Annotated in this window: 21 protein-coding genes; 10 read left to right on the forward strand and 11 right to left on the reverse strand. The window is 43.6% G+C overall.

Translation table 11 applies throughout. The annotated features are described in order from the left end of the window. The first annotated feature begins 2 nt into the window (after positions 1–2). The 3 genes from PY091_RS15805 to PY091_RS15815 are packed head-to-tail and all read left to right on the forward strand — an operon-like array spanning position 3 to position 3,554. On the forward strand, positions 3–1,214 hold the full coding sequence (locus tag PY091_RS15805) for a DUF4350 domain-containing protein (protein ID WP_275650565.1): 1,212 nt from the start codon (positions 3–5) through the stop codon (positions 1,212–1,214). A gap of 3 nt (positions 1,215–1,217) precedes the next feature. Beyond that, positions 1,218–2,216, forward strand: coding sequence for an AAA family ATPase (locus PY091_RS15810; protein ID WP_275650566.1), 999 nt, complete (start codon positions 1,218–1,220; stop codon positions 2,214–2,216). A gap of 3 nt (positions 2,217–2,219) precedes the next feature. Next, positions 2,220–3,554: a DUF58 domain-containing protein gene (locus PY091_RS15815; protein WP_275650567.1), complete on the forward strand. Its 1,335-nt coding sequence runs from the start codon at positions 2,220–2,222 to the stop codon at positions 3,552–3,554. Here PY091_RS15815 and PY091_RS15820 read toward each other — a convergent pair. Genes PY091_RS15820 through mnmA form a run of 3 tightly spaced genes read right to left on the reverse strand, consistent with a single transcriptional unit; the run spans position 3,547 to position 6,255 of the window. Further along, positions 3,547–4,020 carry a YfiM family lipoprotein gene (locus PY091_RS15820; RefSeq protein ID WP_275650568.1) on the reverse strand — a complete coding sequence of 158 codons (474 nt, stop codon included), beginning with the start codon at positions 4,018–4,020 and terminating at the stop codon, positions 3,547–3,549. The genes PY091_RS15815 and PY091_RS15820 overlap by 8 nt on opposite strands. 49 nt (positions 4,021–4,069) lie before the next feature. Beyond that, positions 4,070–5,011: an NAD(P)H-dependent flavin oxidoreductase gene (locus PY091_RS15825; protein ID WP_275650569.1), complete on the reverse strand. Its 942-nt coding sequence runs from the start codon at positions 5,009–5,011 to the stop codon at positions 4,070–4,072. A gap of 53 nt (positions 5,012–5,064) precedes the next feature. Then, entirely contained in the window at positions 5,065–6,255 is a 1,191-nt protein-coding gene (mnmA, locus tag PY091_RS15830; RefSeq protein ID WP_275650570.1) for a tRNA 2-thiouridine(34) synthase MnmA, read from the reverse strand. A 202-nt stretch (positions 6,256–6,457) separates the two neighbouring features. Between mnmA and PY091_RS15835 the strand changes: the two genes are divergently transcribed. Then, positions 6,458–8,323 carry a fasciclin domain-containing protein gene (locus PY091_RS15835; RefSeq protein ID WP_275650571.1) on the forward strand — a complete coding sequence of 622 codons (1,866 nt, stop codon included), beginning with the start codon at positions 6,458–6,460 and terminating at the stop codon, positions 8,321–8,323. Between the two features lie 270 nt (positions 8,324–8,593). On the opposite strand, the gene yidC is transcribed toward PY091_RS15835, so the two are convergent. The 3 genes from yidC to PY091_RS15850 form a co-directional block, all read right to left on the reverse strand. Then, positions 8,594–10,462 carry a membrane protein insertase YidC gene (gene yidC, locus PY091_RS15840; RefSeq protein ID WP_275650572.1) on the reverse strand — a complete coding sequence of 623 codons (1,869 nt, stop codon included), beginning with the start codon at positions 10,460–10,462 and terminating at the stop codon, positions 8,594–8,596. A gap of 91 nt (positions 10,463–10,553) precedes the next feature. Further along, positions 10,554–12,164, reverse strand: a complete 1,611-nt coding sequence (locus PY091_RS15845; RefSeq protein WP_275650573.1) for a CTP synthase — start codon at positions 12,162–12,164, stop codon at positions 10,554–10,556. A gap of 49 nt (positions 12,165–12,213) precedes the next feature. Continuing rightward, a complete protein-coding gene (locus PY091_RS15850; protein WP_207036487.1) occupies positions 12,214–12,456 on the reverse strand; it encodes a DUF3820 family protein in 243 nt (80 codons plus the stop codon). A gap of 43 nt (positions 12,457–12,499) precedes the next feature. Between PY091_RS15850 and PY091_RS15855 the strand changes: the two genes are divergently transcribed. From PY091_RS15855 to PY091_RS15870, 4 genes are all read left to right on the forward strand, one after another. Further along, positions 12,500–13,363 (forward strand): hydroxypyruvate isomerase family protein, encoded by an 864-nt coding sequence (locus PY091_RS15855; protein WP_275650574.1) that lies wholly within the window; start codon positions 12,500–12,502, stop codon positions 13,361–13,363. Positions 13,364–13,410: 47 nt separating this feature from the next. Next, positions 13,411–14,367 carry a sugar phosphate isomerase/epimerase family protein gene (locus PY091_RS15860; RefSeq protein WP_275650575.1) on the forward strand — a complete coding sequence of 319 codons (957 nt, stop codon included), beginning with the start codon at positions 13,411–13,413 and terminating at the stop codon, positions 14,365–14,367. Positions 14,368–14,377: 10 nt separating this feature from the next. Beyond that, positions 14,378–14,665: a hypothetical protein gene (locus tag PY091_RS15865; protein ID WP_275650576.1), complete on the forward strand. Its 288-nt coding sequence runs from the start codon at positions 14,378–14,380 to the stop codon at positions 14,663–14,665. A gap of 95 nt (positions 14,666–14,760) precedes the next feature. Beyond that, the gene (locus PY091_RS15870; protein WP_275650577.1) at positions 14,761–15,492 is read left to right on the forward strand and encodes a DUF6090 family protein; all 732 of its coding nucleotides are present in this window, start codon (positions 14,761–14,763) and stop codon (positions 15,490–15,492) included. Positions 15,493–15,516: 24 nt separating this feature from the next. Here the strand turns inward: PY091_RS15870 and PY091_RS15875 are convergent, their stop codons facing one another. The 4 genes from PY091_RS15875 to guaA are packed head-to-tail and all read right to left on the reverse strand — an operon-like array spanning position 15,517 to position 20,123. Next, entirely contained in the window at positions 15,517–16,050 is a 534-nt protein-coding gene (locus tag PY091_RS15875) for a DUF922 domain-containing protein (protein WP_275650578.1), read from the reverse strand. Beyond that, positions 16,038–16,442 carry an OsmC family protein gene (locus PY091_RS15880; protein ID WP_275650579.1) on the reverse strand — a complete coding sequence of 135 codons (405 nt, stop codon included), beginning with the start codon at positions 16,440–16,442 and terminating at the stop codon, positions 16,038–16,040. Before PY091_RS15880 ends, PY091_RS15875 begins: the two co-directional genes overlap by 13 nt. Beyond that, positions 16,420–18,594: a LysM peptidoglycan-binding domain-containing protein gene (locus PY091_RS15885; RefSeq protein WP_275650580.1), complete on the reverse strand. Its 2,175-nt coding sequence runs from the start codon at positions 18,592–18,594 to the stop codon at positions 16,420–16,422. The genes PY091_RS15880 and PY091_RS15885 overlap by 23 nt, the downstream gene beginning before the upstream one ends. After that, positions 18,591–20,123, reverse strand: a complete 1,533-nt coding sequence (gene guaA, locus PY091_RS15890; RefSeq protein WP_275650581.1) for a glutamine-hydrolyzing GMP synthase — start codon at positions 20,121–20,123, stop codon at positions 18,591–18,593. The genes PY091_RS15885 and guaA overlap by 4 nt, the downstream gene beginning before the upstream one ends. Positions 20,124–20,329: 206 nt before the next feature. Here guaA and pgmB point away from each other — a divergent pair, with 206 nt between their 5' ends. Beyond that, the gene (gene pgmB, locus PY091_RS15895) at positions 20,330–20,989 is read left to right on the forward strand and encodes a beta-phosphoglucomutase (RefSeq protein ID WP_275650582.1); all 660 of its coding nucleotides are present in this window, start codon (positions 20,330–20,332) and stop codon (positions 20,987–20,989) included. Positions 20,990–21,225: 236 nt separating this feature from the next. On the opposite strand, the gene bshC is transcribed toward pgmB, so the two are convergent. After that, entirely contained in the window at positions 21,226–22,827 is a 1,602-nt protein-coding gene (bshC, locus tag PY091_RS15900) for a bacillithiol biosynthesis cysteine-adding enzyme BshC (RefSeq protein ID WP_275650583.1), read from the reverse strand. A 158-nt stretch (positions 22,828–22,985) separates the two neighbouring features. Between bshC and PY091_RS15905 the strand changes: the two genes are divergently transcribed. Continuing rightward, entirely contained in the window at positions 22,986–25,433 is a 2,448-nt protein-coding gene (locus tag PY091_RS15905; protein ID WP_275650584.1) for a M14 family metallopeptidase, read from the forward strand. Positions 25,434–25,505: the final 72 nt, after the last annotated feature.

Consider the following 25,505-nt stretch of genomic DNA (forward strand, 5'->3'; position numbering starts at 1 on the left):
CCATGGACAGAAAAGCCAAAATAGTCATATGGATATTCGCATTGGTGGTGTTGGGCATCATTGTTACCGAAATTGTCCGTCCAAGACCCATTAATTGGAACCCATCTTACACTGCCGTAGATAGAATCCCTTTTGGCTGTTATGTCCTGTACAACGAACTGCCCTCTTTGTTTCCCGATGATGGCATCGAGACGGTACAGGAAAGTGTATACAATGTTCTTTTGGAAAGGGATTCGACCGAACGCTCCAACTATTTGTTCATTAACGAATATGTGGATCTGGACACTCAGGAAACCCATCAGATATTGGACTATGTAGATCGAGGAAATACTGTTTTTATAGCTGCTTCCGGCTTTGGATGGGAATTAATGGACACCTTGAACCTTGCAATAAATTCGGATTATTCTTTAAAAGAGGGGTCGGCCCAGCTTAGCCTTACCCATAATAGATTCAAGAATGAAGAGTTTGAACTGTCCCGAGGGGTATTCAACGCACACTTTACCAGCGTAGATTCTTTAAACACCACCATCTTGGGAAACATTTCCTATACACAACAGAATTTTTTGGAAGAGCAGTCCAATGTCCAAATCACAAGACCCAATCTGATCAAGGTGCAATTCGGAAAAGGCGACTTTATTCTAAGTACCACGCCACAGGCCTATTCCAACTATTATATGCTCAAGGGAAATTCGTCCTATGTGGCCCATACGTTCTCCTATTTGGAGAAAAGGGATGTACTGTATTGGGATGATTATAAAAAAGCGGGGCGTAGGACCATTGATTCACCAATGCGTTTTGTTCTCCAACAGGGAGCACTTAAATGGGCCTATTACATCACTGTTTGCGGATTGCTGTTGTTTGTCCTTTTCAAGGGCAAAAGAGAGCAACGGATTATTCCGGTCATAGAGCCCCTTAAAAATTCATCGGTTGAATTTGCCCAAGCCGTGGGTTCGCTATATCATCAAAACAAAGATTATTCGGATCTGATCCAGAAAAAGATAAATTACTTTCTGGCCCACCTAAGAAATCAATATCATATAGAAACCGCCCAGCTCAACGACCAAACCATTCAAGTTTTGGCGGCCAGGGCGGGCAAAGGTATCACGGAGACAAAAAACATCATAAATTTCATCATAGAGCTCAAGAACAAAAAGTTTCATTCCGAAAAGGATAGCATAGAGCTGAACAAAAGAATAACCGCATTTAAGCAGTAACAAATGGAAGAAAAAGAACCACAAGGAGATGGGTTGCAATTCAACTCTCGAATCGACCTGGGCAAGCTACAAAACGCTGTTTCACAAATAAAAGAGGAAATGGGCAAGGTCATTGTTGGCCAACAGGATATGATCGAACTACTGATCATTTCCATTTTGGCCAATGGCCATTCATTGATCGAAGGTGTACCCGGTGTTGCAAAAACGGTCACTGCCAAATTATTGGCCAAGACCATGAGCGTGGATTTCAGTCGTATCCAGTTTACACCGGACCTTATGCCCAGTGATATTTTGGGCACCTCGATCTTCAACGTCAAAACTTCTGAGTTCCAATTTAAAAAAGGTCCCTTGTTCTCCAACATTATATTGATCGATGAGATCAACCGGGCACCTGCGAAAACGCAAGCAGCACTTTTTGAGGCTATGGCGGAAAGACAGATTACCATGGACGGCATTGAATATGCCATGGAACCACCTTTTTTGGTCTTCGCCACACAAAACCCTATCGAACAGGAAGGCACCTATCGATTGCCCGAAGCGCAACTGGACCGCTTTTTGTTCAAGATCAATGTGGAGTACCCATCGCTGGAAGAAGAAATCCAAATATTGGAAAGTAAACATCAGCAAAAGAACAAGAACGAAGAGGACATGGTCAGTGCCTTGCTTTCGGCTGAAGAAATTGCAGTGTACCAGGACACCATTAAGGAAATCATTGTGGAAAAAAACCTCCTTAGGTACATTGCCTCCATTGTGGACAATACACGGACCAACGCCAACCTTTATTTAGGTGCTTCACCAAGGGCTTCCATTGCCATTATGGATGCATCAAAAGCATTGGCGGCCATAAACGGGAGGGATTTTATCACACCCGATGATATTAAGACCATTGCAGCCCCGGTCTTGGGGCACAGGATCATGCTCACCCCTGAACGTGAAATGGAAGGATTGACCGCTGCACAGGTGGTTAAACAGATCGTTGACGGTATAGAAATTCCAAGATAAAACGTGAAAAGGCTCTTTAGACCCATATATCTGCAAAAGCGATTTTTCATTGCGCTCACCTTGGTGATCGGAGGCTTTTTGATATCGTATATGGTCCCCAATCTATTCGGGACACTAAAGTTGCTGTTCGTAATTTTACTGTTATTACTTTGTGTTGACGCCCTGCTTCTCTTTGCCTCCAAGGGAAAGGTAAACGGCCATCGCATGCTGCCGGACAAACTCTCCAATGGCGACGAAAATCCGGTTGAGATCAAAATAGTCAATGGTTATTTGTTTCCGGTACAAGTATCGGTGATCGATGAGATTCCATTTCAGTTTCAAAAAAGGGACTTCAATATTCGAAGCACCCTTGGCAGTGGTAAAAGCAAATTGTTTTCCTATCAATTAAGACCGACGCAACGCGGGGTTTATCAATTTGGAACATTGAACATCTTTGCGGTTTCACCCATTGGATTTTTGGCAAAAAAATACAGTTTTGAAAATGCCGCGGAGGTCCCTGTTTATCCTTCTTTCCTACAGCTGCAAAAATATGACCTCATTGCTTTCAGCAATCGTTTGAACCAATATGGTTTAAAAAAAATTAGACGAATCGGCCATACATTGGAGTTTGAACAGATCAAAGATTATGTGCTGGGTGATGATATCCGCAACATCAACTGGAAAGCTACGGCCAAACGGGGCCAATTGATGGTGAACCAATATCAGGATGAAAAATCGCAACCCATTTATTCCGTAATAGACAAGGGACGGGTAATGAAAATGCCGTTCAATGGTCTCAGTTTATTGGATTACGCCATTAATGCCACCTTGGTCATTAGCAATATTGCCCTTAAAAAACAGGACAAAGCGGGTATGTTTTCCTTTAGTGATAAAATCGAGAACAGAGTTGCTGCCGATCGTCGCAGTTCCCAGATGAACCTGATCTTGGAAACCCTGTACAATTTGGACACTAACTTTATTGAAAGTGATTTCAGTAGGCTGTATGTCGATGTCAAGCGCAACTTGAACCAAAGGAGTCTATTATTGCTATACACCAACTTTGAAACCATGGATGCCCTGCACAGGCAACTCCCCTATCTTGTGGCCATCGCCAAGCAGCATTTATTGGTTGTCATTTTCTTTGAAAACACTGAACTGAATTCATTTGCCATTGAAAAGGCGGAAACCGTGCAGCAGATTTTTGAACAGACCATTGCCGAAAAATTCATTTACGAAAAGAAGCTTATCGTCAACGAGCTAAGAAAGCATGGCATACAGACTATTTTAACGAAGCCAGAGGAACTGACCATCAATACGATCAACAAATATTTGGAAATTAAGGCAAGGGGGCTTATTTAACAGTAACCATCTGCTTGGAAAGTCCCAATGTATTCAAAGAGGGCAGTTTACCGTCCAATACAACAAATTCTGTTCGCGGCTGATAAAAATGTCGTTTCTTTTGGACATCAAGTTTGGAATAACGCCCACGTAAACGTCTACGATCATCCTTTTTGGCAAATAAATCAATGGTTACCCCTACGGTTACCCCTCCCAAAATCGTCGCAGCGAGATCATCGTTGTCCCAACCATTATCGCGCTGTCCAGCATCCACGGTCTCCTTGGCCAGACCAATCAATGTACTTCCTGCTACTGAACCAACAAAAGTCCAGATCCGGTTACCATCGGAAGCCTGTTTGGCGATTCCTGCTCCAGCTAGGCCAAATAGATTTCCTCCCAGAAAATGGAGTGCTTTGTCCCGCTCCACTTGCCCATGGCAATGCGAGGCGAGCACAAAAAAGAGTAGTGTGGGGATTAGTGTTCTCATTGCGCTGGTTAAATATATTAAAAGTTTCTTAAACTAATCACGCAAAGTACTAATAGTCTTGTATTTCTGCCTTGGCTTCTTGGAATTCCGCCATGATATCCAAAACAATCTCTGCTGCTGGTTTGATCTCATGGATAAGACCGGAAACTTGACCTATTTCAAGTTCTCCCTCTTCCATGTCACCTTCGAACATCCCTTTTTTGGCCCGTGCCCTCCCCAAAAGTGATATCAACTCTTCTTTGGTGGCGCCATTGGAATAGGCTTCTTGCACATCCTGGTAGAATTTATTTTTCAGCAACCTTACCGGAGCAAGCTCCTTTAAGGTCAACTGGGTATCACCTTCTTGTGCATCCACAACCCTTTTTTTGAACATCTCATGCGAGGATGCTTCTGGAGATGCCACAAATCTACTCCCAACTTGCACACCATCAGCTCCCAAGACCATAGCGGCCAGCATGGCCCTTCCTGTGGCAATTCCTCCTGCAGCAATCAGTGGTATCTGTATTTTTTCCTTTACAGAAGGAATCAAGACCATCGTGGTGGTTTCATCCCTCCCGTTGTGTCCACCTGCTTCAAATCCTTCTGCCACGATAGCATCAACACCTGCCACCTGAGCTTTAAGGGCAAATTTCACACTGCTCACCACATGTACCACTGTGACTCCCTTGTCTTGAAGAAATTTGGTCCATGTTTTTGGGTTCCCTGCAGAGGTAAACACAATCTTCACTTCATGTTTTAAGATAATATCCATCAACTTTTCAATATCGGGATATAACATGGGAACGTTCACACCGAAAGGTTTGTCGGTTGCTTGTTTACATTTGACAATATGTTCTTCCAATATTTCGGGATACATACTACCTGCTCCCAAAAGTCCCAATCCACCGGCATTGGATACTGCGGAGGCCAAACGCCAGCCACTGGCCCAAACCATTCCGCCTTGTACTATGGGATATTTTATTCCAAAAAGTTGTGTGATTTTATTTTGCATGAAAATAGTCTTCAGGTTATGGACAAAATAAAGAAAATAAAACAGCTTTCCGATTATGAAATAACTCCTGAACCGATCAATTCTTCATTATGGTACCAAGCGGCAAATTGTCCCTCCGTTATAGCAGATTGTTTCTCCTTAAAATCTACGAAGAGTCCATTTTCGACCTTATAGAGGGTAGCGGGTTGAAGCGGTTGACGATACCTGATTCGTGCCATGACCTCCATACTCCCATCTACCTTGAGGGCCAGATCGGGACGTACCCAATGCAGTTCATCGTCTTTAATGAACAAGGTATTGCGTAAAAGTCCGGGATGCGATTTCCCTTGACCTGTATAAATAATGTTCTTTTCCACATCGGTATCGATTACGAACAGGGGTTCCTTTGTTCCTCCAACATTCAATCCTTTCCGTTGTCCAATGGTGAAGTAATGTGCCCCTTGATGTTCGCCTACCACCTTTCCATCCGTTTCACTGTACACCGGTTTTTCAGCTTGGAAAACTAATTTGTCCCTGTCGCTCTCAAATTTTGGAACTGGTACAGAAAACTGCGCCGCGTCGCTCGGGACCTCCACGATAACACCCTTTTTGGGCTTTAACTTCTGCTGCAGAAATTCGGGCAAGTGTACTTTACCGACAAAGCAAAGTCCTTGGGAATCCTTTTTATCCGCAGTTATCAGATTATGTTCGGCCGCAATTTTGCGAACCTCTGGCTTTAATAGTTCACCAATGGGAAATAAGGTCTTGGACAACTGCTCTTGAGAGAGTTGGCAAAGAAAATAGGACTGATCTTTATTGGGGTCCGCTCCGGATAATAATTGATAGGTTTCCGTGCCATCTTCGTTTTGAATGGTCCCCTTTCTGCAGTAGTGGCCCGTTGCCACATAATCCGCACCCAATTGCAGGGCAATTTTCATGAACACATCGAACTTGATCTCGCGGTTGCACAATACATCGGGATTCGGTGTTCTCCCCCGTTCATATTCATTGAACATATAATCCACGATTCGTTCCTTGTACTCGGCACTCAGATCTACCGTTTGAAAAGGTATGCCCAGTTTTTCTGCGACTATCAGGGCATCATTACTATCCTCCAACCATGGGCACTCTTCTGAAATGGTCACTGAATCATCGTGCCAGTTCTTCATGAACAGACCAATAACATCATATCCTTGCTCTTTGAGCAAATATGCAGCCACGCTTGAATCAACGCCTCCAGAAAGTCCAACAACAACCTTTTTCATTGCAATGCATTAAGGGTACAAAAATACGAATTGACCTGTATTTAAAATGATAAATATCTCATAAAGGAAAAGTGGATGGATTATCCGCTCCATGATCACCATTTTTTAATTTTGTTAAAGTTTTATTGAAATATGTTAAACATTATTGTTTTTATTTTGTTTAATAATAGTTTTAAATAGTTAAACAAATATCTATCATCAAATGAAAGCTTTAAAACATTTTACCCGACTGACTTTACTTCTTTTTGTATTTGGTCTAACGTCTTGTTCAGATGACGACGATGGAACCCCACCGCCAGAACAAACGGTGACCATCGTGGATGCTGCCCAAGCAACTGCCGAATTGAGCACCTTGGTAAGCGCATTGCAAAAAGCGGACGAAAGTCCCAACAACGACTTGGTGGCCACATTGGATGGCGAAGGTTCCTTCACTGTGTTTGCTCCCACCAACCAAGCGTTCAACGACCTTTTGGCCCAATTGGATGGATTTGATTCCTTGGACGACTTTAGTTCCCAACAACTACAAGACCTCTTGGCCGTTATCCTGACCTATCATGTGGTGGGTGAAGCTGCCCTTTCCTCCGATTTAAGTAACGGAATGAGCTTGACGACGGTGCAAGGTTCCACTTTGCAAGTCTCCACAGAGGGGGGCGTATTTATCCAAGATGCCACGGATGTACCTGCTGAAGTAACCTCAGCGGACATTGAAGTTTCCAACGGAGTCGTTCATATTATAGATAAAGTTTTATTGCCGCAAGCTATATTGGACGAATTGGCGGACATAATTCTTGTACCTATAACAGATTTGGCCATTGGTAACGAAAACCTAGAAAATTTGGTCGCTGCGTTAACGGCTGCCAACGGAGACTTACCCACCGTACTTAGGGGAAATGGACCATTTACAGTTTTGGCCCCCACCGATGAAGCCTTTGAAACCTTCCTTGACGGTGCAGCATTGACCGATGTTCCTGTTGACGTATTAACCAATGTGCTGCTAAACCACGTGATCAGTGGTGAGGTGACTTCCGAGGATTTGACCGGACTTGGTTCCGGATATACCAGTACTTTGGCTACAGGTGCCGGTGACCAAAATGTAAGCCTGTTTTTCAATACCTCTGACGGAGTAACGTTCAACGGTGTTTCATCGGTAGTTACACCAGATGTAAAAGCCTTGAACGGTATTGTACACGTTGTAGACGCGGTAATCGATATTCCCAACATAGTTGACCATGCGGTTGCCAATCCTGGACTTTCTTCTTTGGTTGGTGCATTGACCGATGGGGGAAATACAACATTTACCGACCTGCTCTCCAACGAAGAGGAACTTTTTACGGTGTTCGCTCCAGGTAATGATGCCTTTAGTGCGTTTACCAACCCAAATACCAATGATTTAAATGACATCCTGTCCAACCACGTTGTTGTTGGAGCGGCAGCGTTCTCATCAGATTTGACGAATTCCTATGTGAACACGGCAGCTGAATATGCCGCGGATGAAAACCTAAGTCTATATATCAATACAGATGATGGTGTTACCTTAAATGGAACCAGTAGTGTAGTTATGGCTGACATTGTTGCGAGTAACGGGGTCATCCATACCGTAGATGCTGTAATCGACCTACCCACCGTGGTAACATTTGCTGCTGCCGACCCAAATTTTTCAACATTGGTACAAGCCTTGACTGAACTGACCCCAAGTACGGATTTTGTCAGTGTGCTTTCGGCACAAGATGGGGCAGGAAGCGATCCGTTCACCGTATTCGCTCCTACCAATGCTGCATTTGATGCCTTGGCCAGTATTCCAGCAGAAGCCGACTTGATTCCAATACTACAGCACCACGTGGTTGCAGGAGCAAACGTACGTTCCGGCGACCTAAGTGATGGGGCCACAGCAACCACTTTGGAAGGGGACATGATTACCATCAACCTACCTGGAACAGGCGATAACATTGCCGATATTACGGATGGGGCAGGAAATACAGGCATCGGGATAGATGCTGTAGATGTTCAAGCGATCAACGGAGTTATCCATGTAGTGGACACCGTACTGATACCGGACACAACAAACTAACTCGTTTTTGATTATATCTTTACTGTAAAAGCCCCCTCAATTTAGTTTGAGGGGGCTTTTTATCGATATGGGATTACCGTTCATCGATGACACATCAATAACCGATTATTTACCCACAGAAAGTATGGCTTTGACAACTTTAAATTTGTTTACTGTACGTTATGCTGCATCTTTGGAGTCCCAAATCTTTCCAAACTAAACCTGTAAATGAAAACTCCCCCAAGGCAATCTTGAGGGAGTTTTTTATTTTAACCAAAAAGTAAGAAGGGACTATCTTTTTCCAGACTTCTTTTGCTCCTCGGCCTGTTCCATCATTTCGCGCATCTTACGCTGGAACTTGTTCTCTTTTTTGGGCTTTTTCTTGTTCTCCTGAATCTGGGCATGGATTTTATCCTCATCCAAGATATAGTTCTTAATGGCCAACATAATAAATATGGTGATCAAGTTGGATATAAAGTAATACAAACTCAAACCACTTGCATAGTTGTTAAAGAAGAACAACATCATGATCGGTGATAGGTACATGATGAACTTCATATTGGGCATACCTGGTTGTTGCTGCATCTGCATGCTCTGTCCTGTGGTCATCTGCATATAAAAGAAAATAGCAACAGATGCCAAAATAGGGAACAAGGACACGTGGTCACCATAAAATGGTATGGTAAACGGCAACTCGAATATGGTATCGTAGGAAGATAGGTCCTCTGCCCATAAGAATGACTTTTGGCGCAGTGCAAAAGATGTCGGGAAAAACATGAAAAGCGCATAGAAAATGGGCAATTGCAACAATGCGGGCACACAACCACTCATGGGGCTTACCCCGGCCTTGTTGTAGACCTTCATGGTTTCCTGTTGCTTTTTCATGGCATTGTCCTTGTACTTTTCGTTGATTTCCGAAATCTCAGGTTTCAACACCTTCATCTTGGCCTGTGACAGATAAGACTTATAGGTTACCGGCGAAAGTGCCAATCGTACCAAAATAGTCATGATTATAATTGCGATCCCGTAAGGCAGGAACGAACTTAAAAACGTATAGAACGGTGTAAAGACGTATCTGTTGATCCAACCAAAGATTCCCCATCCAAAGGGTATGGACTCCACCAAACCAAGATCCGTGTAATCGTCGAGTACCTTTACATCCGTAGGTCCGTAATACCAGTGCATGTTTTGGGAAAGCTCACCACCTTGGAACTCCAAAGGAGCCTTTGTGGTATAGGCTTTTGTAAATCCAAGCTCCTTACTTTCCTCTTCAACAAGATTGGTTGAAGTGAGATCGGCAGTTTTAAAATGGTCGTCCGTTGCCAATATGGAACTAAAAAAGTGCTGTCGATAGGACAACCACTTGACATCTACTTCGGTTTCCTCATCAAAATCACTGCTCTCTGAAAGTTTGCTGATATTTCCATCATCATGGTTATAGGTCAAACGGGTATATCTGTTTTCATACATCACACTTTTATCGTGTCGGATCCCTTTGAGGTCCCATTCCAAGGTAACAGGTTTACTCGTATTGAAGACACCGTTCAAACCTTGTGAGCGGACCGTAAAATCCACCAAATATTCATCCGGCTTCATTTCGTAACGATACTCCAAGAACTGGTTGTTGGCCACTTTGGCCTTCATGGAAAGCACCTTGTTGTCACCACTTTGGGTCAACGAAGGCTCAAAATAAAGATCCGCAGTACTCAACACCCTATTATCGGTAGTTGTAAAGTTCAGCGCAAAATTGGCATTGCCATCCTTTACCAAATAAACGGGAACGGAATCATGGGTCACAAAGTTTTTCAGTTCCGCCTCTACGATCTGCCCTCCCTTATTGGACACTTCCAAGCTAAGCACTTCGTTTTCCAGCACAGTGGTCCCTTCGGCCGTCTGTGTAAAACCAAAGGCTCCCACCGTTCCTTTATATTGGGCCACGGCAGTGGAATCGTTAAGGTCTATGATTGTGGATTCCTTTACGGGTGCAGTTTTGGCCTCTTCTTCCACTTTTGCCTCCTCGGCCTCGACCCTGGCCTGTTCTGCTTTTTGAGCTTCCAACTCTTCTGGCGTTGGCTGATTTTGGTAAAACATAAAAATCAGTATTCCAAAAATCAGTACAAATCCAATAATGGATTTAATATCCAGCTTCTTTTCTTCCATGAATTGTATTTAGTAGAACTATTTAATGTGGTATTCCAGGGAGCAAATATATGCCCAAAACCACGTTTTATGCCAAACTGGCATTGTTTTGTTATTGCTTATGGTCCAATACGGCCTTAACAAACCCTACAAATAAAGGATGGGGACTTGCCACCGTACTTTTATATTCAGGGTGATATTGTACGCCAACAAACCATGGGTGTGAAGGAATCTCGACCACTTCGACCAAGCCGGTCTTTGGATTGAGCCCTGAAGCGACCAATCCGGCATCCTCCATTTTTTCCTTATAGATATTGTTAAACTCATAACGGTGCCTATGGCGTTCCTCGATATCGGAAGAACCATATACCTCCCTGACCAAACTACCTTCTTTGAGGTGGCAATCCCAACTGCCCAAACGCATGGTACCCCCCATATCAGTAATATTCTTTTGTTCTTCCATTAAACTGATCACTGGGTCCGGTGTTCCTTTGTCCATTTCCGTGGAATTGGCCTTTTCCAGTCCCAGCACGGTCCTGGCGAATTCGATTACGGCCATTTGCATGCCCAAACAAATACCCAAGAAAGGGATATTATTCTCACGTGCATATTTGACCGCACTCACCTTACCTTCGATTCCTCGTTCTCCAAAACCGGGGGCCACTAGGATACCGTCCAAGCCCTGAAGTTTCTTTTCAATGTTTTTATCGGAAAGGTGCTCTGAGTGAATGGACTTGACCTCAACATCCACTTCGTTGGCGGCCCCTGCATGTATAAATGCCTCTTGAATGGACTTGTACGAGTCTGGCAGTTCCACATACTTGCCGATCAAACCGATCACTACCTTGTCCTTTGGGTTTTTGTGACGTTGCAAAAACTCTTTCCATTGGTCCAAGTTTGGTTCGGTGGTATTTGGAAGTGCCAATTTTTCCAAGGTTACGGTATCCAAACCTTCTTCTTGCATCAATAAGGGGACATCATAAATGGTAGAGGCATCTATGGATTGTATGACCGCCTCCTTTCTTACATTACAGAAAAGTGCCAATTTTTCCTTTATGTCCTCGGAAATATGGTGCTCTGTCCTACAAACCAATATATCGGCCTTGATCCCACTTTCCATTAAGGTTTTTACGGAGTGCTGGGTAGGCTTGGTCTTTAATTCGCCCGCAGCGGACAAAAACGGAACAAGGGTCAAGTGTACAACGATTCCATTGTGCTCGCCCAATTCCCAAAGTAATTGTCTCACGGCCTCAATATAGGGCAAGGATTCAATATCACCTACGGTTCCACCGATTTCGGTAATTATGATATCGTATTCCCCGCTATTTCCAAGAATTTGGATACGTTCCTTTATTTCGTTGGTAATATGTGGCACCACCTGTACAGTTTTGCCCAAAAATTCACCCCTGCGCTCCTTTTCGATGACACTTTGATAAATTCTTCCAGTGGTGACGTTATTGGCCTGGGAGGTCCTAACGTTCAAAAAACGTTCGTAGTGGCCAAGATCCAGGTCGGTTTCCGCTCCATCATCGGTCACATAACATTCGCCATGCTCGTACGGGTTAAGGGTTCCCGGGTCAACATTAATGTATGGATCCAGCTTTTGGATGGTGGTTCGGTATCCCCTGGCCTGTAGTAGTTTAGCCAAGGATGCGGCGATGATTCCCTTACCCAACGAAGAGGTAACGCCTCCCGTAACGAAAATGTACTTGGTATCTGACATATTGATCTTTCTATTACGGGGCGTAAAATTACTAATTGCTGGGCAAAAATCAGGTAGATTCTCTAGGAAAATCTTTTTGCAACTTTCTAATGATGGGTTCCAGGTTGTTATCCTTGATCGTTAACATCGTATTTAGGTAACCGCCCAATTTCCCTTCGGGAAAACCTTTTTGCCTAAACCAGACCAAATAGGGCAATGGCAGGTCCACAAGATACCGCCCCTTGAATTTACCGAACGGCATCTTATAATGTGCCAGTTCCAACAATTGTTTTGAATCGGGTCGTATTTCCATATCTAGGCCTAAAATACTATCTTTCCAATAACAAATCCACACAATGAAACGTAGAAATTTTATAGCCACGGCCGCCGCCGGTTCAGCAGGTCTGGCTTCAACATCTGCCATGGCTTATGGCCAGGGTTCGACCAAAGACTTTATTCTTAAGAACAATATTAACCATAGTGTTTGTGAATGGTGCTTTAACGATATCCCTTTAGAAGAGTTTTTAAGCAACCTCAACGAACTTGGCATAAAAGCGATTGACCTGGTAGGTCCAAAGGATTGGCCTACACTTAAAAAATACGGCATCCATTGCTCTATGTGCAATGGCGCTGAAATTTCTCTAACGGAGGGTTGGAACAATCCCAAATACCATGAGCAGCTTATAAAAAACTACACGGAGATGATTCCCAAGGTGGCCGAAGCAGGCTACACCAACCTGATCTGTTTCAGTGGCAATCGGAACGGAATGAACGACTATGTGGGACTGCAAAACTGTGTGGATGGACTTTCACAAATAATGCCTTTGGCCGAAGAACATGGCGTGGTCATCCAAATGGAACTCTTCAATCAGGTGAACCATCCGGATTATATGTGTGATAACTCACTTTGGGGCGTTGAACTCTGCAAACATTTGGGAAGCGATAATTTCAAATTGTTGTTCGACATCTACCACATGCAGATTCAGGAAGGTGATATCATCAGGAGCATTCAAAACTACCACCCCTATTTTGGACATTACCACTGCGCTGGTGTTCCTGGTAGACACGAAATAGACGAAACCCAGGAACTGTACTATCCGGCCATTATAAAAGCCATCCACGCAACAGGCTTTAAAGGATACGTGGCACAGGAATTCATTGTTACCTGGGAGGATAAGATAGGCGCCCTGAAAGATGCCTTTGAAAGGTGCGATATCTAATGGACCTGAACAAACCAATATAAAAACCATAACCAAACTGAACAAACATGAAACGAAGAGAATTTATCCAAAATACGGCCCTTGCCTCCAGTGCTACCATGCTCATGGGATTGGGCGCCTGTGCATCACCCACTAACCACCTAGAAAGCATTGGGATCCAATTGTTCTCACTCCCAAAATTACTGGAGGAGGATTTACCCGGGAGTTTAAAGTTGCTCTCTGACATGGGCTACAAAGAAATCGAAATCTATGGTCCCTACCCCTTCAGTTCTGCCGCCGCCCACGAACGTTGGGATGCCGTTACCCCAAGTTTGGGGTTCTCTGGAAGTGGGTTCTATGGAAGAACGGCAAAAGAGTTCCGAAAATTATTGGATGATTACGGTCTAAAAGCTACTTCTGGGCACATTGATCTGGTCAGCCTTGAAAACAAGATGCCAGAGATCGGTGAGGCGGTGCGGACATTGGGCTTGGAATGTTTGGGGATTTCGGCCATTCCGGGGGACCTAAGAACCTCATTGGATGATTATAAAAAAATGGCGGACACCTTTAACACCATTGGTGAGAACGCCCAAAAGGAAGGTTTTAAATTTATTTACCACAATCATGGATACGGTCTCCACCCCATGGATGGACAAATTCCCCTGGACATCATTTTGGACGGAACAGACCCCGAGCTTGTATTTTTTGAGATGGATATTTATTGGACCACTGCCGGAGGGGCGAATCCCGTGGAATATCTAAAAAAATATAAAAATAGATATATCGCCATGCACTTAAAGGACATGAAGGAAATAACCACTTTCAAGGGAGATGGAGGAACATCCGATCAATGGATCGAACTGTTCCCGTTGATGACTTCGGTAGGAAAAGGGGCCATGGATATTCCAGCGATTGTTGATGCCGCCCAAAAATCTGGTGTAAAACATTTTTTTGTTGAACAAGATGTGGTGGCAAACCCCAAAGTTGCCCTAAAAGAGAGTATCGATTATTTAAAAACCTTATAAGGACACACACATGATACTTCAGATCATTAAGCTAAAAAGTTCTCTGGACATGGATAAGTTGATGGAAAAAGCCAGGGAACGGGAACCACAGTTCAAGGCCACCCCTGGACTTTTACAGAAATATTATGTCAAGTTAAGTGAGCCTGGCCAATATGGTGGGGTATATATTTGGGATTCCAAGGAGTCGGCACAATCCTTTGGAGAATCAAAACTGGCCAAGGGTATTCCCGAAGCTTATGAAATCTTGGAGGCTCCGGATATTGAGACAATGGAAATTCTTTTTCAATTAAGGGACTAAGGGTTTACCATTGCCAAATCCGATCATATTAAGTTGTGATCTTTTTAAAGGCTACCGGTTTTCCTATCTTAACCACTTTAAACAAACTTTAAGCTATGATCAAGTTCTTCAGAAAAATCAGGCACCGGTTATTGGTTGAAAATAAATTCAGTAAATACCTGATTTACGCTTTTGGAGAAATCATCTTAGTGGTCATAGGGATATTGATCGCACTTCAAATAAATAATTGGAACGAGGAAAGAAAAAATAGCCAACTCGAAAAAAATTATCTTCTCTCCATATCGACCGACCTGGAAAACCTGACTTACAATACCCAGCGTATTTATGTGGACCAATTCGACGAAAAGATTGAAAACCTATTATTTGCCAAAAAATATATCGAGGAACCCTTTGCCATTTCGGACACCATTGATTTTATCAATACCATCACCAAGGGAGCTGCATCATTTAGCGGCTTTTATCTGGTTGACGACGAGGCCTACCAAGAACTGGTAAGTACGGGTAATTTACGTTTGATAAGCAATGATAGCCTAAGAAAAGATCTGTCCGAATTCTACACGGACATGAAAGTACAGGCTGAGCTATCTAAAAGGTACAATACAGAATATGGGAATTATGTCAATGCCATTAGACCCTTTGACAACGACAATCCAAGCTACCTCACCCCTTACGATATCAATGAATTTTTGGAAGAATTGACAACTAAAAAGTTTCGCCAATTGGTCGACCATGAGCTCACTTATGGCTATCGCACCAGGCGTATGGCCAAATCTGTTGTTAAAAATGGACGCAAAATGAAAGAAAGGGTAGATGAAGAAATCAAATAATTAACTCGAGGACAAGTTCCAATACTAACTTTCTTCCTTGAGGGCATTTGCAACCTTTTGGTTCCACTCCCGTTGCTTCTCCCGGTTTCTGGAAAAATTGGTCTCCCAGTCATATTTCTCCTGATAGTCCTGAAGGTCCTTCAAGATATCCCTATAGATCTTTCGCACTTCAGCCTTCACATCATCGGAAAATGAAGTTCTGCGCAGCTTATCCCTCATTTTTCTGGCAAAAAGTTCGGTAATATCAAAATGGAGTTGTTCGTGCGCCAAGGTATTTTCATCGCACAACTGTGGTTTGTACCAAGATTCGTTGGGATAGAAATAGGCGTTCACCTCAAAATCCAGATTTACCTCATGATGCAATAAATTGGCGGAATAGGTGTAACTGATTCCACTCGCGGTGGTGGCAGCAGCTTCATCCGCCGGTGGAACCTTTCCCTTGTAGTCGGACCATGTGAGCCTTGTACTTCCGTTCCATGGAACTCCTTCTTCGATTTCTTGGGAAAGTCCAAGGAAACCGAACAAAAAAATGAGCCCTATGGATATTACCTTACCCAATTAAAATCGATTATCCTTTCAATGTCGGGATGCAGGCTATAATGCACCGGACAAGTATTTGCCGTATGTACAAGTATTTTCCTGTGCTTCTCGGAAACCGATGCGGGCATCTCGAGCTTGACCTCTATCTTGGAAATACGCCTTGGGTTTGCCGCCATATGCTTGGTGACCTCAGCAGTGGCACCTGTTAGATCAATGTCAAGGTCCCGTGCCTTGATACCCATCATGGTCATCATGCAATTGGCCAATCCGGTCGCAACGGTATCAGTAGGCGAAAAAGCTTCCCCTTTGCCGTTGTTGTCCACAGGGGCATCGGTAATATACTCGCTACCAGAGCGGATATGGACACAAGTTGTACGAAGGTTGCCGTTATAGGTTACTTTTGCTGTCATTGGACTCAACTTCTTTTATTTGTAGTTCATCATATTCCATGATATAACAGGCCCTGTTAAAATAACCGGAGGTCCAATCATTGAAATAGTCAAATCCATTTCCGGCATACTCCGTCAATCCAATATATTTTGAAGTTTCAAAGAGATTCTTCTTGTAGGCCAGTTTCAAGAGGACATCCATGGTAAGGTCGAATCCCCTAATGGCATACCTATCCGGAAGAACACCGTTGTACTTTTTACTGTATGCTTTTATAAAAGTATTGCTTCCCGCCTCTTTGTAGAATGTGGGAAAGGTGAATTTTAGATTGGACAGGTGGGTTCTGGAAACGGCATCATCATCGAAAGCCGCATTAAAACTAGTAGTGAACATACGAACATCCATTCGTTCCGATTCATCCGAACCAATGGCCGCCGTATTTGCGGAGTTCAATATAGAAGTAACACTCGCCACCATATTGGGCTGGTCTGTTTCCAAAAACACCCAATTCTCCTTTTCCTCTGAGAGTTGTAGAAGAAATTCGTCCAGGTGCAATGATTTGTTCTCGATTACTTTGGCTATTTGAGCCCCGGGAAACTTGCTCAATATTGAATCAAGTGCCACTTGGTGCGTGGAATCCGCTATGATGATGATATTTTCATCCTGATGGACCTTCTCCATATAGGACAACATTTTTTCACGCATGACCACCTCTCGCGGTACGGAGAAAAACACATTGCTATGACTCAATTTACTATCTGAGGAAATAGGTGCAATGACCGGAATATTTTTTGATGCAGCCTGAACGGCCACTTCATCCAAGGGCCCTGAGGCCAAGGGTCCGATTACGGCATCCACCCCTGATAGGTTTTCCCTGAACAGGATTTCCTTGACTTTTGCCTGATCCAATTGGGTGTCATAGGTCGTTACATCTACCGACACCCCCAATTTTTTAATGGAATCCAATGCCACCATGGCTCCTGTATACAGCCCAAGGCTCAGGGCAAGGTCCCTACGGTTTTTTATCAGCTCCTTTGCCTTTTCGGGGTCGGATACATTTACCTTGTCCAATCTAAATGGCAACATAAAGACCAGTTTAGGCATGTTCTCCACGTTGATACTGTCCACAAGGTTGATTTTATCGAGTACAAGGGCATTCTTTACTTCCAGCTCGTCCGCTTTTTCTTTTGGCAATTTAAGTACCATTCCTGCTTTAAGGCCATTTTCAAGGGCTGGGTTCAATCGGAAGAGTTCATCCCTCGTGATCTTCAGGTTTTGGGTAAGCCTAAAAATATTCTGTTTTGGCTTTACCTCATAAAAAATAAAGTTCTCGGTATTCACTTCCCCTTCATCATTCTTCTTTTTGGGAAGGCGAACAACCATTCCTTCCTTTAGACCGCCTGCCTTCATGATCTCGGGGTTCAACCGGACAATGGAGTCCGTGGGTATGCCATATTGTTTGCCCAAACTGTACAAGGTCATTTTCGGAGGAACGGTATAGGATGTGAACAATTCCACCTTTTGGTCCTTTAGGCTATCCCCCTTCGGGCGTGGCAATTTCAGCTCCTCTCCCACAGCGAGGTAATTGGTGTTCTTGTCCAATTCCGGGTTCAACACCAAAAGACTGTCAACACTAATCCCATATTTATGGGCTATGCTCCATCTGGTCTCCTTGGGCTGAACGGTATATTCCTCAAAATCCAACTCTTCTTCCTCTTCAGGATCGACTTCTGGAAAAACAGGTATTTGGAGAACCATTCCCTTGTCCAAGGTTTCAGAATACAATCTGGTGTTGTATCGCTTCAACTGGTCCTCGGTGATATTGTACTTTTGAGACAGGCCAAACAGGGTCTCCTTTCTCCTGACCCGGTGCCTGGTGAACCGAATCGGTTTTATTTCTTCTTCCTGTTCTTCCTTCTTGGTCTCTTTTTTTTCCTCAACAGGTTTACCGGTCAAGGGAATAATAAGAATGGTATTCACCTTAACATCAGATGCACTCTTGATTTCCTTGTTCGCTTGAAGAATACTGTATGGAGTGACCCGGTACTTTTGGGAAATACTTTTAAGTGTTTCCCCATCCTTTACGGCATGTGTAGCGTAATTCTGTGCAGATACCGGCACCATGGCCAAGAAAAAGACCATGGTAAAAACCAGTAGTAAAATATTTTTTTTCATTCCCATTCTATAGTTGCAGGTGGTTTTGAGCTAATGTCATACACCACTCTATTAACGCCTTTAACCTTATTTATTATATCGTTAGAGGTCTTTTGTAGGAACTCATAGGGTAAATTCACCCAATCGGCGGTCATACCATCTGTACTTTCCACGGCTCTTAGCGCAACACATTTTTCATAGGTTCGCTCATCTCCCATAACTCCTACACTATCTACGGGCAAAAGCATGGCTCCGGCCTGCCAGACCTTATCATAAAGTCCCCATTTTTTCAATCCGTCTATAAAAATGGCATCCACTTCTTGCAGTATCGCCACTTTTTCAGCAGTTATGTCACCCAATATCCGAATGCCCAATCCTGGACCTGGGAAGGGGTGTCTGCCCAAAATGGATTCCGACATTCCCATACTGGCCCCTACTCGCCTAACCTCATCCTTGAACAACATTTTTAAGGGCTCCACCACCTTCAATTTCATATAATCGGGAAGTCCTCCTACATTGTGGTGGCTTTTGATTACCGCTGATGGGCCGCCACTTGCCGAAACAGATTCGATCCTGTCCGGATAAATGGTCCCCTGTGCCAACCACTTTGCGTTTTCTACTTTATGTGACTCATCATCAAAGACCTCGATAAAGACCCTTCCGATAATTTTTCTTTTTCCTTCCGGGTCCGATTCTCCCTTAAGAGCATCCAAAAAGCGTGCCGAAGCATCCACTCCCTTAACGTTCAGCCCCATATGCTTGTACTGGTCCAATACGCTCTCGAATTCATTCTTTCGTAAAAGACCGTTATTTACAAAAATACAATAGAGATGGTCGCCGATGGCTTTGTGCAACAACATTGCCGCTACGCTCGAATCCACTCCTCCAGAAAGGCCCAATATCACCTTTTCGTCACCGATTTCCCTTCTCAACTCCTCCACGGTCGTCTCCACGAAGGCATCGGGTGTCCAATCTTGCTTTAAACCTGCAATATTGACCAAAAAGTTTTCCAACAGTTTTTTTCCGTCGGCAGTGTGGTACACCTCTGGGTGAAACTGGATCCCATAGGTAGTTTCGCCTTCGATCTTATATGCTGCATTGGCAACATCATGAGTACTGGCCAAACGCACAGCTCCTTCAGGAAGTTCCTTTATGGTATCGCTATGGCTCATCCAAACTTGGCTGCCTTCCCCAATTCCCTGCAAAAACTCCTCACCCTCCTTCACAAAGGATAAATTGGCCCTACCATATTCCCGGGTAGCCGATGGTGCCACATTGCCCCCATGAAAATGGGATAGGTACTGTGCACCATAGCAGATTCCCAATAGCGGTTTCTTGCCTTTGATTTCTGACAAATCTGGATGTGGAGCCTGTTCGGAACGCACCGAAGACGGGGAACCCGATAGGATAACGGCCTTATACTCCGATAGGTCTTCGGGCAATTTGTTGTACGGCTTTATTTCTGAATAAATGTTGAGTTCCCTCACGCGTCTAGCGATCAATTGTGTGTACTGGGAACCAAAGTCTAGGATGAGTACGTTGTTCTGCATGGGCAAAAATAGCAATTTGCTTTAGTTGCAAAAGTATCTTTTAAAGGATATTTAAGACAAGTTTTTCCTGAAAGTAATTCCAAGGGTTATCAACAAGCCCCAAGATCGCTAGGCACGTTACAAATTGTTTTGTAAACTACATAGCCTAATATAGTTTTTTTCTTAATTGATTTCCTCATTTCTTTGCGTCCTAAATTGAACCGACCATGATTAAGGGATTCATTTTTGATTTGGACGGCGTGATTACAGACACGGCCGAACTCCATTATGCCGCGTGGAAGAAACTTTCCGATGAACAAGGGTGGCATTTTGACCGTGAACTCAATGAAAAACTAAGGGGCATTTCCCGAATGGATTCCATAAAAGTGATCATGGACCATAACGGGGTTTCTTTGGACGACGCGACCATTGTGGAACTGGCCACCATGAAAAACGACATTTATGTGGATAGCCTGGATGATATGACCCCGGAAGATTACTTGCCCGGAGCAAGGGAACTCCTCACCCATTTAAGGTCGGAAGGCTTCAGCGTTGCCCTAGGCAGTGCCAGCAAGAATGCAAACAAGGTATTGAAACAACTCAATGCCGTTCATTTTTTCGATGTCATCGGAGATGGGAACAGTGTCTCCAAAAGCAAACCCGCACCAGATATTTTTCTGTTTGCCTCCGATAAACTTGGGCTACGCCCGGATAATTGCATTGTATTCGAAGATGCCGAAAAAGGAATCGATGCAGCAAAGGCGGGGAATTTTCACAGTGTTGGGATCGGTCCGGAAGAAAGAGTCGGCCATGCGGACATTCGGTTCGATACCATGAAGCAAGCTACGCTGTTCGAGGTTAAATCCCATTTCAAGGATTTGTTCTAGTCCAAACTAAACTACATTGAAAGCATAAAACAAAAAGCCCCGGGAACCACTCCGGGGCTTTTCAATAAAATCAAAACCAACCTAAACATATGAGTTAATTAACTCAAAATATTTACTTTTTCATAGCAATTTTCAATTATAGAACAACTGGGTAAGCATATACCCTACCTAATTATCCATATTTTTTTTTAAAAAAAGTAATGTTCCGGAAGTTTAAGCCAATATAAAGTGCCCTTCTAGTGCTTTAGAATGGTAAAGTCCTGCGAAAAAGGATCTAAGGTTTCCAATAATAAGGGTATCATATCATCCCCCATTTCCAAATAGATTTCCGAAAAGTTGAGTTGTCTCTCTTGTAAAGATCGATTGGGAAACAACGCGTTCTGAAGATCGGTCAACCGGACCACATGATCTTTTAATTTGCGTTTCTGGGCCCTCAACAACCTTTTTTCAAGATTGTCCAATCCCTTTTTCTGTTTTACTTCCTGGGCTTTGACCGCACCCAAGAAACTCTTGTCGGTTTTCTCGGCCAACGCGTACATTTGCTGAAACTGCTCCTCCAAGAGCTTTTTCTGTGGTGAAAAATCAATATCTATATTGGAAATATCACGTATCTTTTTATTGATCAGCGAATGTTGCTTCATGAACAGATGTGACACAGTAAGTCCCATTTTTTCGACCTTTTCCGACTGCTTTTCGGTGATGAGCAATACTGAATTCCTGAGCATCAACATAGGAAAGGTCACCCCTACCTTCTCAAAATAGGCCTTTAATTCCAACCAATAGGCCAATTCGCCGCCGCCGCCAATATAACACAGGTTGGGCAAAATAACTTCTTGGTACAAGGGACGTGCCACCACATTTGGGGAAAAACGCTCGGGATATGCCTCCAATTCATCAAGAAGCTCCTCTTCGGTAAAATCAATATGGGTATTGATGACGTGGTATTTTCCTTTTTTTAGAACAATCCGTTCTCGCAGCCCATCCTTCAAATAGAAATAATTGATTTCCCTTGGGTTGACCTGGATATTGTAATCCGTGGAAAGTTTGCTCAATTTATTGATGGTTCCAGAAATTTCTTCAAAAGGCGTATGATCTAGAATATCGGTTTTGGCATAGGGAACCAATAATTTCTTGAGTTCTTTGTCATCGCCGTCCACAATTACCAAACCTTCTTCTCCAAACAAGCTGTTTGCTAAATAACGGGTAGCTTCAGTCAAGGTTGCATGGCCAAGATAGGCTTCCTTGAAAAGGTCCTTCAATCGATCTGTCAACCCCAAATTGCCCAGCTCGGATGCAAAAATTTCAAACACTTCATCCAAACCATCTGTGGGCAACCTTCCTACCGCACCTGTTGCCTTTTTGTTCCAAAGCACCTTTTTTCCGTGTAAGTTGAAGTAATTGATCTCATCAAAATCGTGGTCCTCGCTCGCCATCCAATAAATGGGCACCACATGTTGATCGGGATGCTGCTTGTTCAGCCTTTTTGCCAAATTGATGGTGGAAACGATTTTGTACAGGAAGTACAACGGACCCGTGAACAAGTTCAACTGGTGACCTGTAACCACCGTGAAGGTATTTTCGGAACCCAGGGAATCGATATTTTTTTGTGTTTCCTTGGAAACGTTTACCCCTTTGTACTGTTCGATCAGAGAACCAACCAGTACCGATCGGTTGGACTTTGGATAATTGGCCGCCTTCTCCTTGATTTGATCGCCGAAATTTTCAGGTTTCGGGTACCTGTTATAAAAGGGGGACAATGTTTCTTTTTGATCGAGGTAATCACAAATTAATCGGGAAAAATAACCGGTCTCCTTAAAGGGTATACATTCTACTTCCATTAAAACTGTAATGAGGTGTTCAAAGATAAGTCTCTTCTTTTTTTCTGTTCCTAAAAATACGTTAATTGAATTTTATGCAATTTTAACCAGCACTAGCCAATAAAATTAGGTTTCTGGGACAATTTATTAGTAGATTTGGTCGAATTAATAACCAAAGCATGACCAAATTTTTATTTTCCCTCGTTCTTTTTGTTTCCTTTTCCGTTTCCGCACAACAATTGATGTCCCCGTCCGAATTTTTGGGGTATGAACTTGGAACACAGTTTACCCGTCACCATGAAGTCGTGGATTACTACGAATATTTGGCCGAATCCGCTCCGGACCGGGTAAAACTGACAGTTTACGGAAAGACCAATGAGCGCAGGCCTCTTATTTTGGCCTACGTTTCTTCCGCGGAGAATCTTTCCAACCTGGAAAATATCCGTCAGGAGCATTTAAAGGATACCAATGGAACTGGAAGTGGTTCCAAGGCCATTGTTTGGTTAAGCTACAACGTTCATGGAAACGAAAGTGTAAGTACGGAAGCATCCATGAAAACAATATATGAGCTCTTGACCAAAAAGAGCTCGTATTTGGATAACACCGTAGTGATCATGGATCCCTGCATCAATCCCGATGGACGTGACAGGTACAGTAACTGGTACAATCAATATAAGAACACACCTTTCCAAGTCGACCCCAACAGCAAGGAACACCACGAAGGATGGTGGAGCGGACGTAGCAACCACTACATGTTCGACCTTAACCGTGATTGGGCTTGGCTTACCCAAATTGAAAGCCAACAGCGCTTGAAAGTATTCAACCAATGGTTGCCGCACATCCATGTCGATTTCCATGAGCAAGGAGTGAACAACCCTTATTATTTTGCGCCCGCTGCGGAGCCTTATCACGAAGTGATTACGGATTTCCAGCGTGATTTCCAGGTAACCTTGGGCCGTAACCATGCCAAGTATTTCGATGCCAATGGTTGGTTCTATTTTACCAAAGAGGTCTTTGATTTGTTGTATCCAAGCTATGGTGACACCTATCCTATTTACAATGGCGCCATCGGTATGACCTACGAGCAAGGGGGCAGTGGGCAAGCCGGTTTGGGCATTGTGACAGCGATCGGTGACACACTTACCTTAAAGGACCGTATTGCCCACCACTTCACGACCGGGCTTTCCACGGTAGAGGTATCTTCACAAAATGCCGAAAAATTGAACGAGGAATTCAGAAAGTTCCACCAGAACAAAGAATTCAAGTACAAGAGCTACGTTCTGAAAGGGGATAACGATAAAATAAATGCCCTAAAATCACTTTTGGACAAGCACAATATTGAGTATGGGGACCTATCCAGCGGTTCCTATCGCGGGCACAGCTACACATCGGGCAGCAGTGGGAGTCTAAGTATCGACAAGAACGGGATGGTAGTATCGACCGATCAGCCCAAAGGCACTTTGGTCAAAGTACTTTTTGAACCCAATGCCAAACTTTCTGATTCACTGACCTACGACATTACTGCATGGTCCCTGCCCTATGCCTATGGATTGGACGCCATAGCCTCGACATCCAAGGTTTCCGGACAAGGTCCACAGCAAGCACAAGCTAGGACAAATATCACAACCGGGAGCTATGCCTACTTGACCGATTGGAACAGTATGGAGGATGCACGCTTTTTGGCAGCATTGCTCAAAGAGGGAATCCGGGTCAGAAAAACCGATCATCCATTCAGTATTGAAGGAAAATCCTTTGAACGCGGTACGTTGATCATCACCAAGGGAGATAACGAAAACAAGGAGGATTTTATCCAGTCCCTCCAGACTATAGCATCAAACTTCAAAAAAGACTTGACCTCCACGACTACTGGATTTGTGGATTCCGGAAAAGATTTTGGTTCTTCGTCCATTCAAATGATAACCAAGCCAAAAGTGGCCGTTTTATCGGGAGGCCCTACCTCAACACTTCGTTTTGGGGAGATATGGCACTTTTTTGAACAACAATTGAATTATCCACTTACCGTGATCGATGACGATTATGCCAACAGGGTTGACTTGAACGAATATCAAATTTTGGTGCTGCCCGATGGACGATACGGCAACCATTTTAACGAAGAACAATTGTCCAATCTTAAGGATTGGGTGCGTAAAGGAGGTAAGATCATTGCCATGGGAGGCTCGATTGATGCACTGGACGGTGAAAAAGGATTTGGGATAAAAAGAAAGCAATTGGAAAAGGATTCCGGAGACAACAAACCACAACCCTACAAAGATTGGGAAAGAGAACGTATCAAAGGGGCCATTACCGGTGCAATCTTTAAGACCAAAGTGGACAATACCAACCCCTTGGCCTACGGATATGGGTCCGACTATTTCTCCCTTAAATTGGGCAGCAGTGCTTTCGAATATCTCGATAATGGAAATGCGGTATATCTAGAAGGAAATACCAAGCCATTTTCTGGTTTTGCAGGAACCGAAGCGCAAAAGCGCATATCGGAATCCTTGGTGTTCGGGGTGGAAAACCATGGACGCGGACAAGTGATCTACATGGTGGACAATCCTTTGTTCCGTGGATTCTGGGAAAATGGAAAATTGTTTTTTGCCAATGCACTTTTCATGGTAGATTAGCCTATTTACCATGATTTTAAGGTGTTTAAGGCCATTTTTTAACTAAAATGGCATTGATTCCTATATCCATTT

Source organism: Flagellimonas okinawensis, assembly GCF_029194005.1.
Classification (GTDB): domain Bacteria; phylum Bacteroidota; class Bacteroidia; order Flavobacteriales; family Flavobacteriaceae; genus Flagellimonas; species Flagellimonas okinawensis.

What these genes read in the sequence shown, in the direction of transcription:
- PY091_RS15835 (WP_275650571.1), top strand. Translation starts at nt 6,458, where the DNA reads ATGAAAGCTTTAAAACATTTTACCCGACTGACTTTACTTCTTTTTGTA.
- PY091_RS15860 (WP_275650575.1), top strand. Translation starts at nt 13,411, where the DNA reads ATGAAACGAAGAGAATTTATCCAAAATACGGCCCTTGCCTCCAGTGCT.
- mnmA (WP_275650570.1), bottom strand. Translation starts at nt 6,255, where the DNA reads ATGAAAAAGGTTGTTGTTGGACTTTCTGGAGGCGTTGATTCAAGCGTG.
- PY091_RS15845 (WP_275650573.1), bottom strand. Translation starts at nt 12,164, where the DNA reads ATGTCAGATACCAAGTACATTTTCGTTACGGGAGGCGTTACCTCTTCG.
- PY091_RS15905 (WP_275650584.1), top strand. Translation starts at nt 22,986, where the DNA reads ATGACCAAATTTTTATTTTCCCTCGTTCTTTTTGTTTCCTTTTCCGTT.
- PY091_RS15870 (WP_275650577.1), top strand. Translation starts at nt 14,761, where the DNA reads ATGATCAAGTTCTTCAGAAAAATCAGGCACCGGTTATTGGTTGAAAAT.
- PY091_RS15880 (WP_275650579.1), bottom strand. Translation starts at nt 16,442, where the DNA reads ATGACAGCAAAAGTAACCTATAACGGCAACCTTCGTACAACTTGTGTC.
- bshC (WP_275650583.1), bottom strand. Translation starts at nt 22,827, where the DNA reads ATGGAAGTAGAATGTATACCCTTTAAGGAGACCGGTTATTTTTCCCGA.
- PY091_RS15820 (WP_275650568.1), bottom strand. Translation starts at nt 4,020, where the DNA reads ATGAGAACACTAATCCCCACACTACTCTTTTTTGTGCTCGCCTCGCAT.
- PY091_RS15810 (WP_275650566.1), top strand. Translation starts at nt 1,218, where the DNA reads ATGGAAGAAAAAGAACCACAAGGAGATGGGTTGCAATTCAACTCTCGA.
- PY091_RS15855 (WP_275650574.1), top strand. Translation starts at nt 12,500, where the DNA reads ATGAAACGTAGAAATTTTATAGCCACGGCCGCCGCCGGTTCAGCAGGT.
- PY091_RS15805 (WP_275650565.1), top strand. Translation starts at nt 3, where the DNA reads ATGGACAGAAAAGCCAAAATAGTCATATGGATATTCGCATTGGTGGTG.
- pgmB (WP_275650582.1), top strand. Translation starts at nt 20,330, where the DNA reads ATGATTAAGGGATTCATTTTTGATTTGGACGGCGTGATTACAGACACG.
- PY091_RS15885 (WP_275650580.1), bottom strand. Translation starts at nt 18,594, where the DNA reads ATGAAAAAAAATATTTTACTACTGGTTTTTACCATGGTCTTTTTCTTG.
- PY091_RS15850 (WP_207036487.1), bottom strand. Translation starts at nt 12,456, where the DNA reads ATGGAAATACGACCCGATTCAAAACAATTGTTGGAACTGGCACATTAT.
- PY091_RS15865 (WP_275650576.1), top strand. Translation starts at nt 14,378, where the DNA reads ATGATACTTCAGATCATTAAGCTAAAAAGTTCTCTGGACATGGATAAG.
- PY091_RS15825 (WP_275650569.1), bottom strand. Translation starts at nt 5,011, where the DNA reads ATGCAAAATAAAATCACACAACTTTTTGGAATAAAATATCCCATAGTA.
- guaA (WP_275650581.1), bottom strand. Translation starts at nt 20,123, where the DNA reads ATGCAGAACAACGTACTCATCCTAGACTTTGGTTCCCAGTACACACAA.
- yidC (WP_275650572.1), bottom strand. Translation starts at nt 10,462, where the DNA reads ATGGAAGAAAAGAAGCTGGATATTAAATCCATTATTGGATTTGTACTG.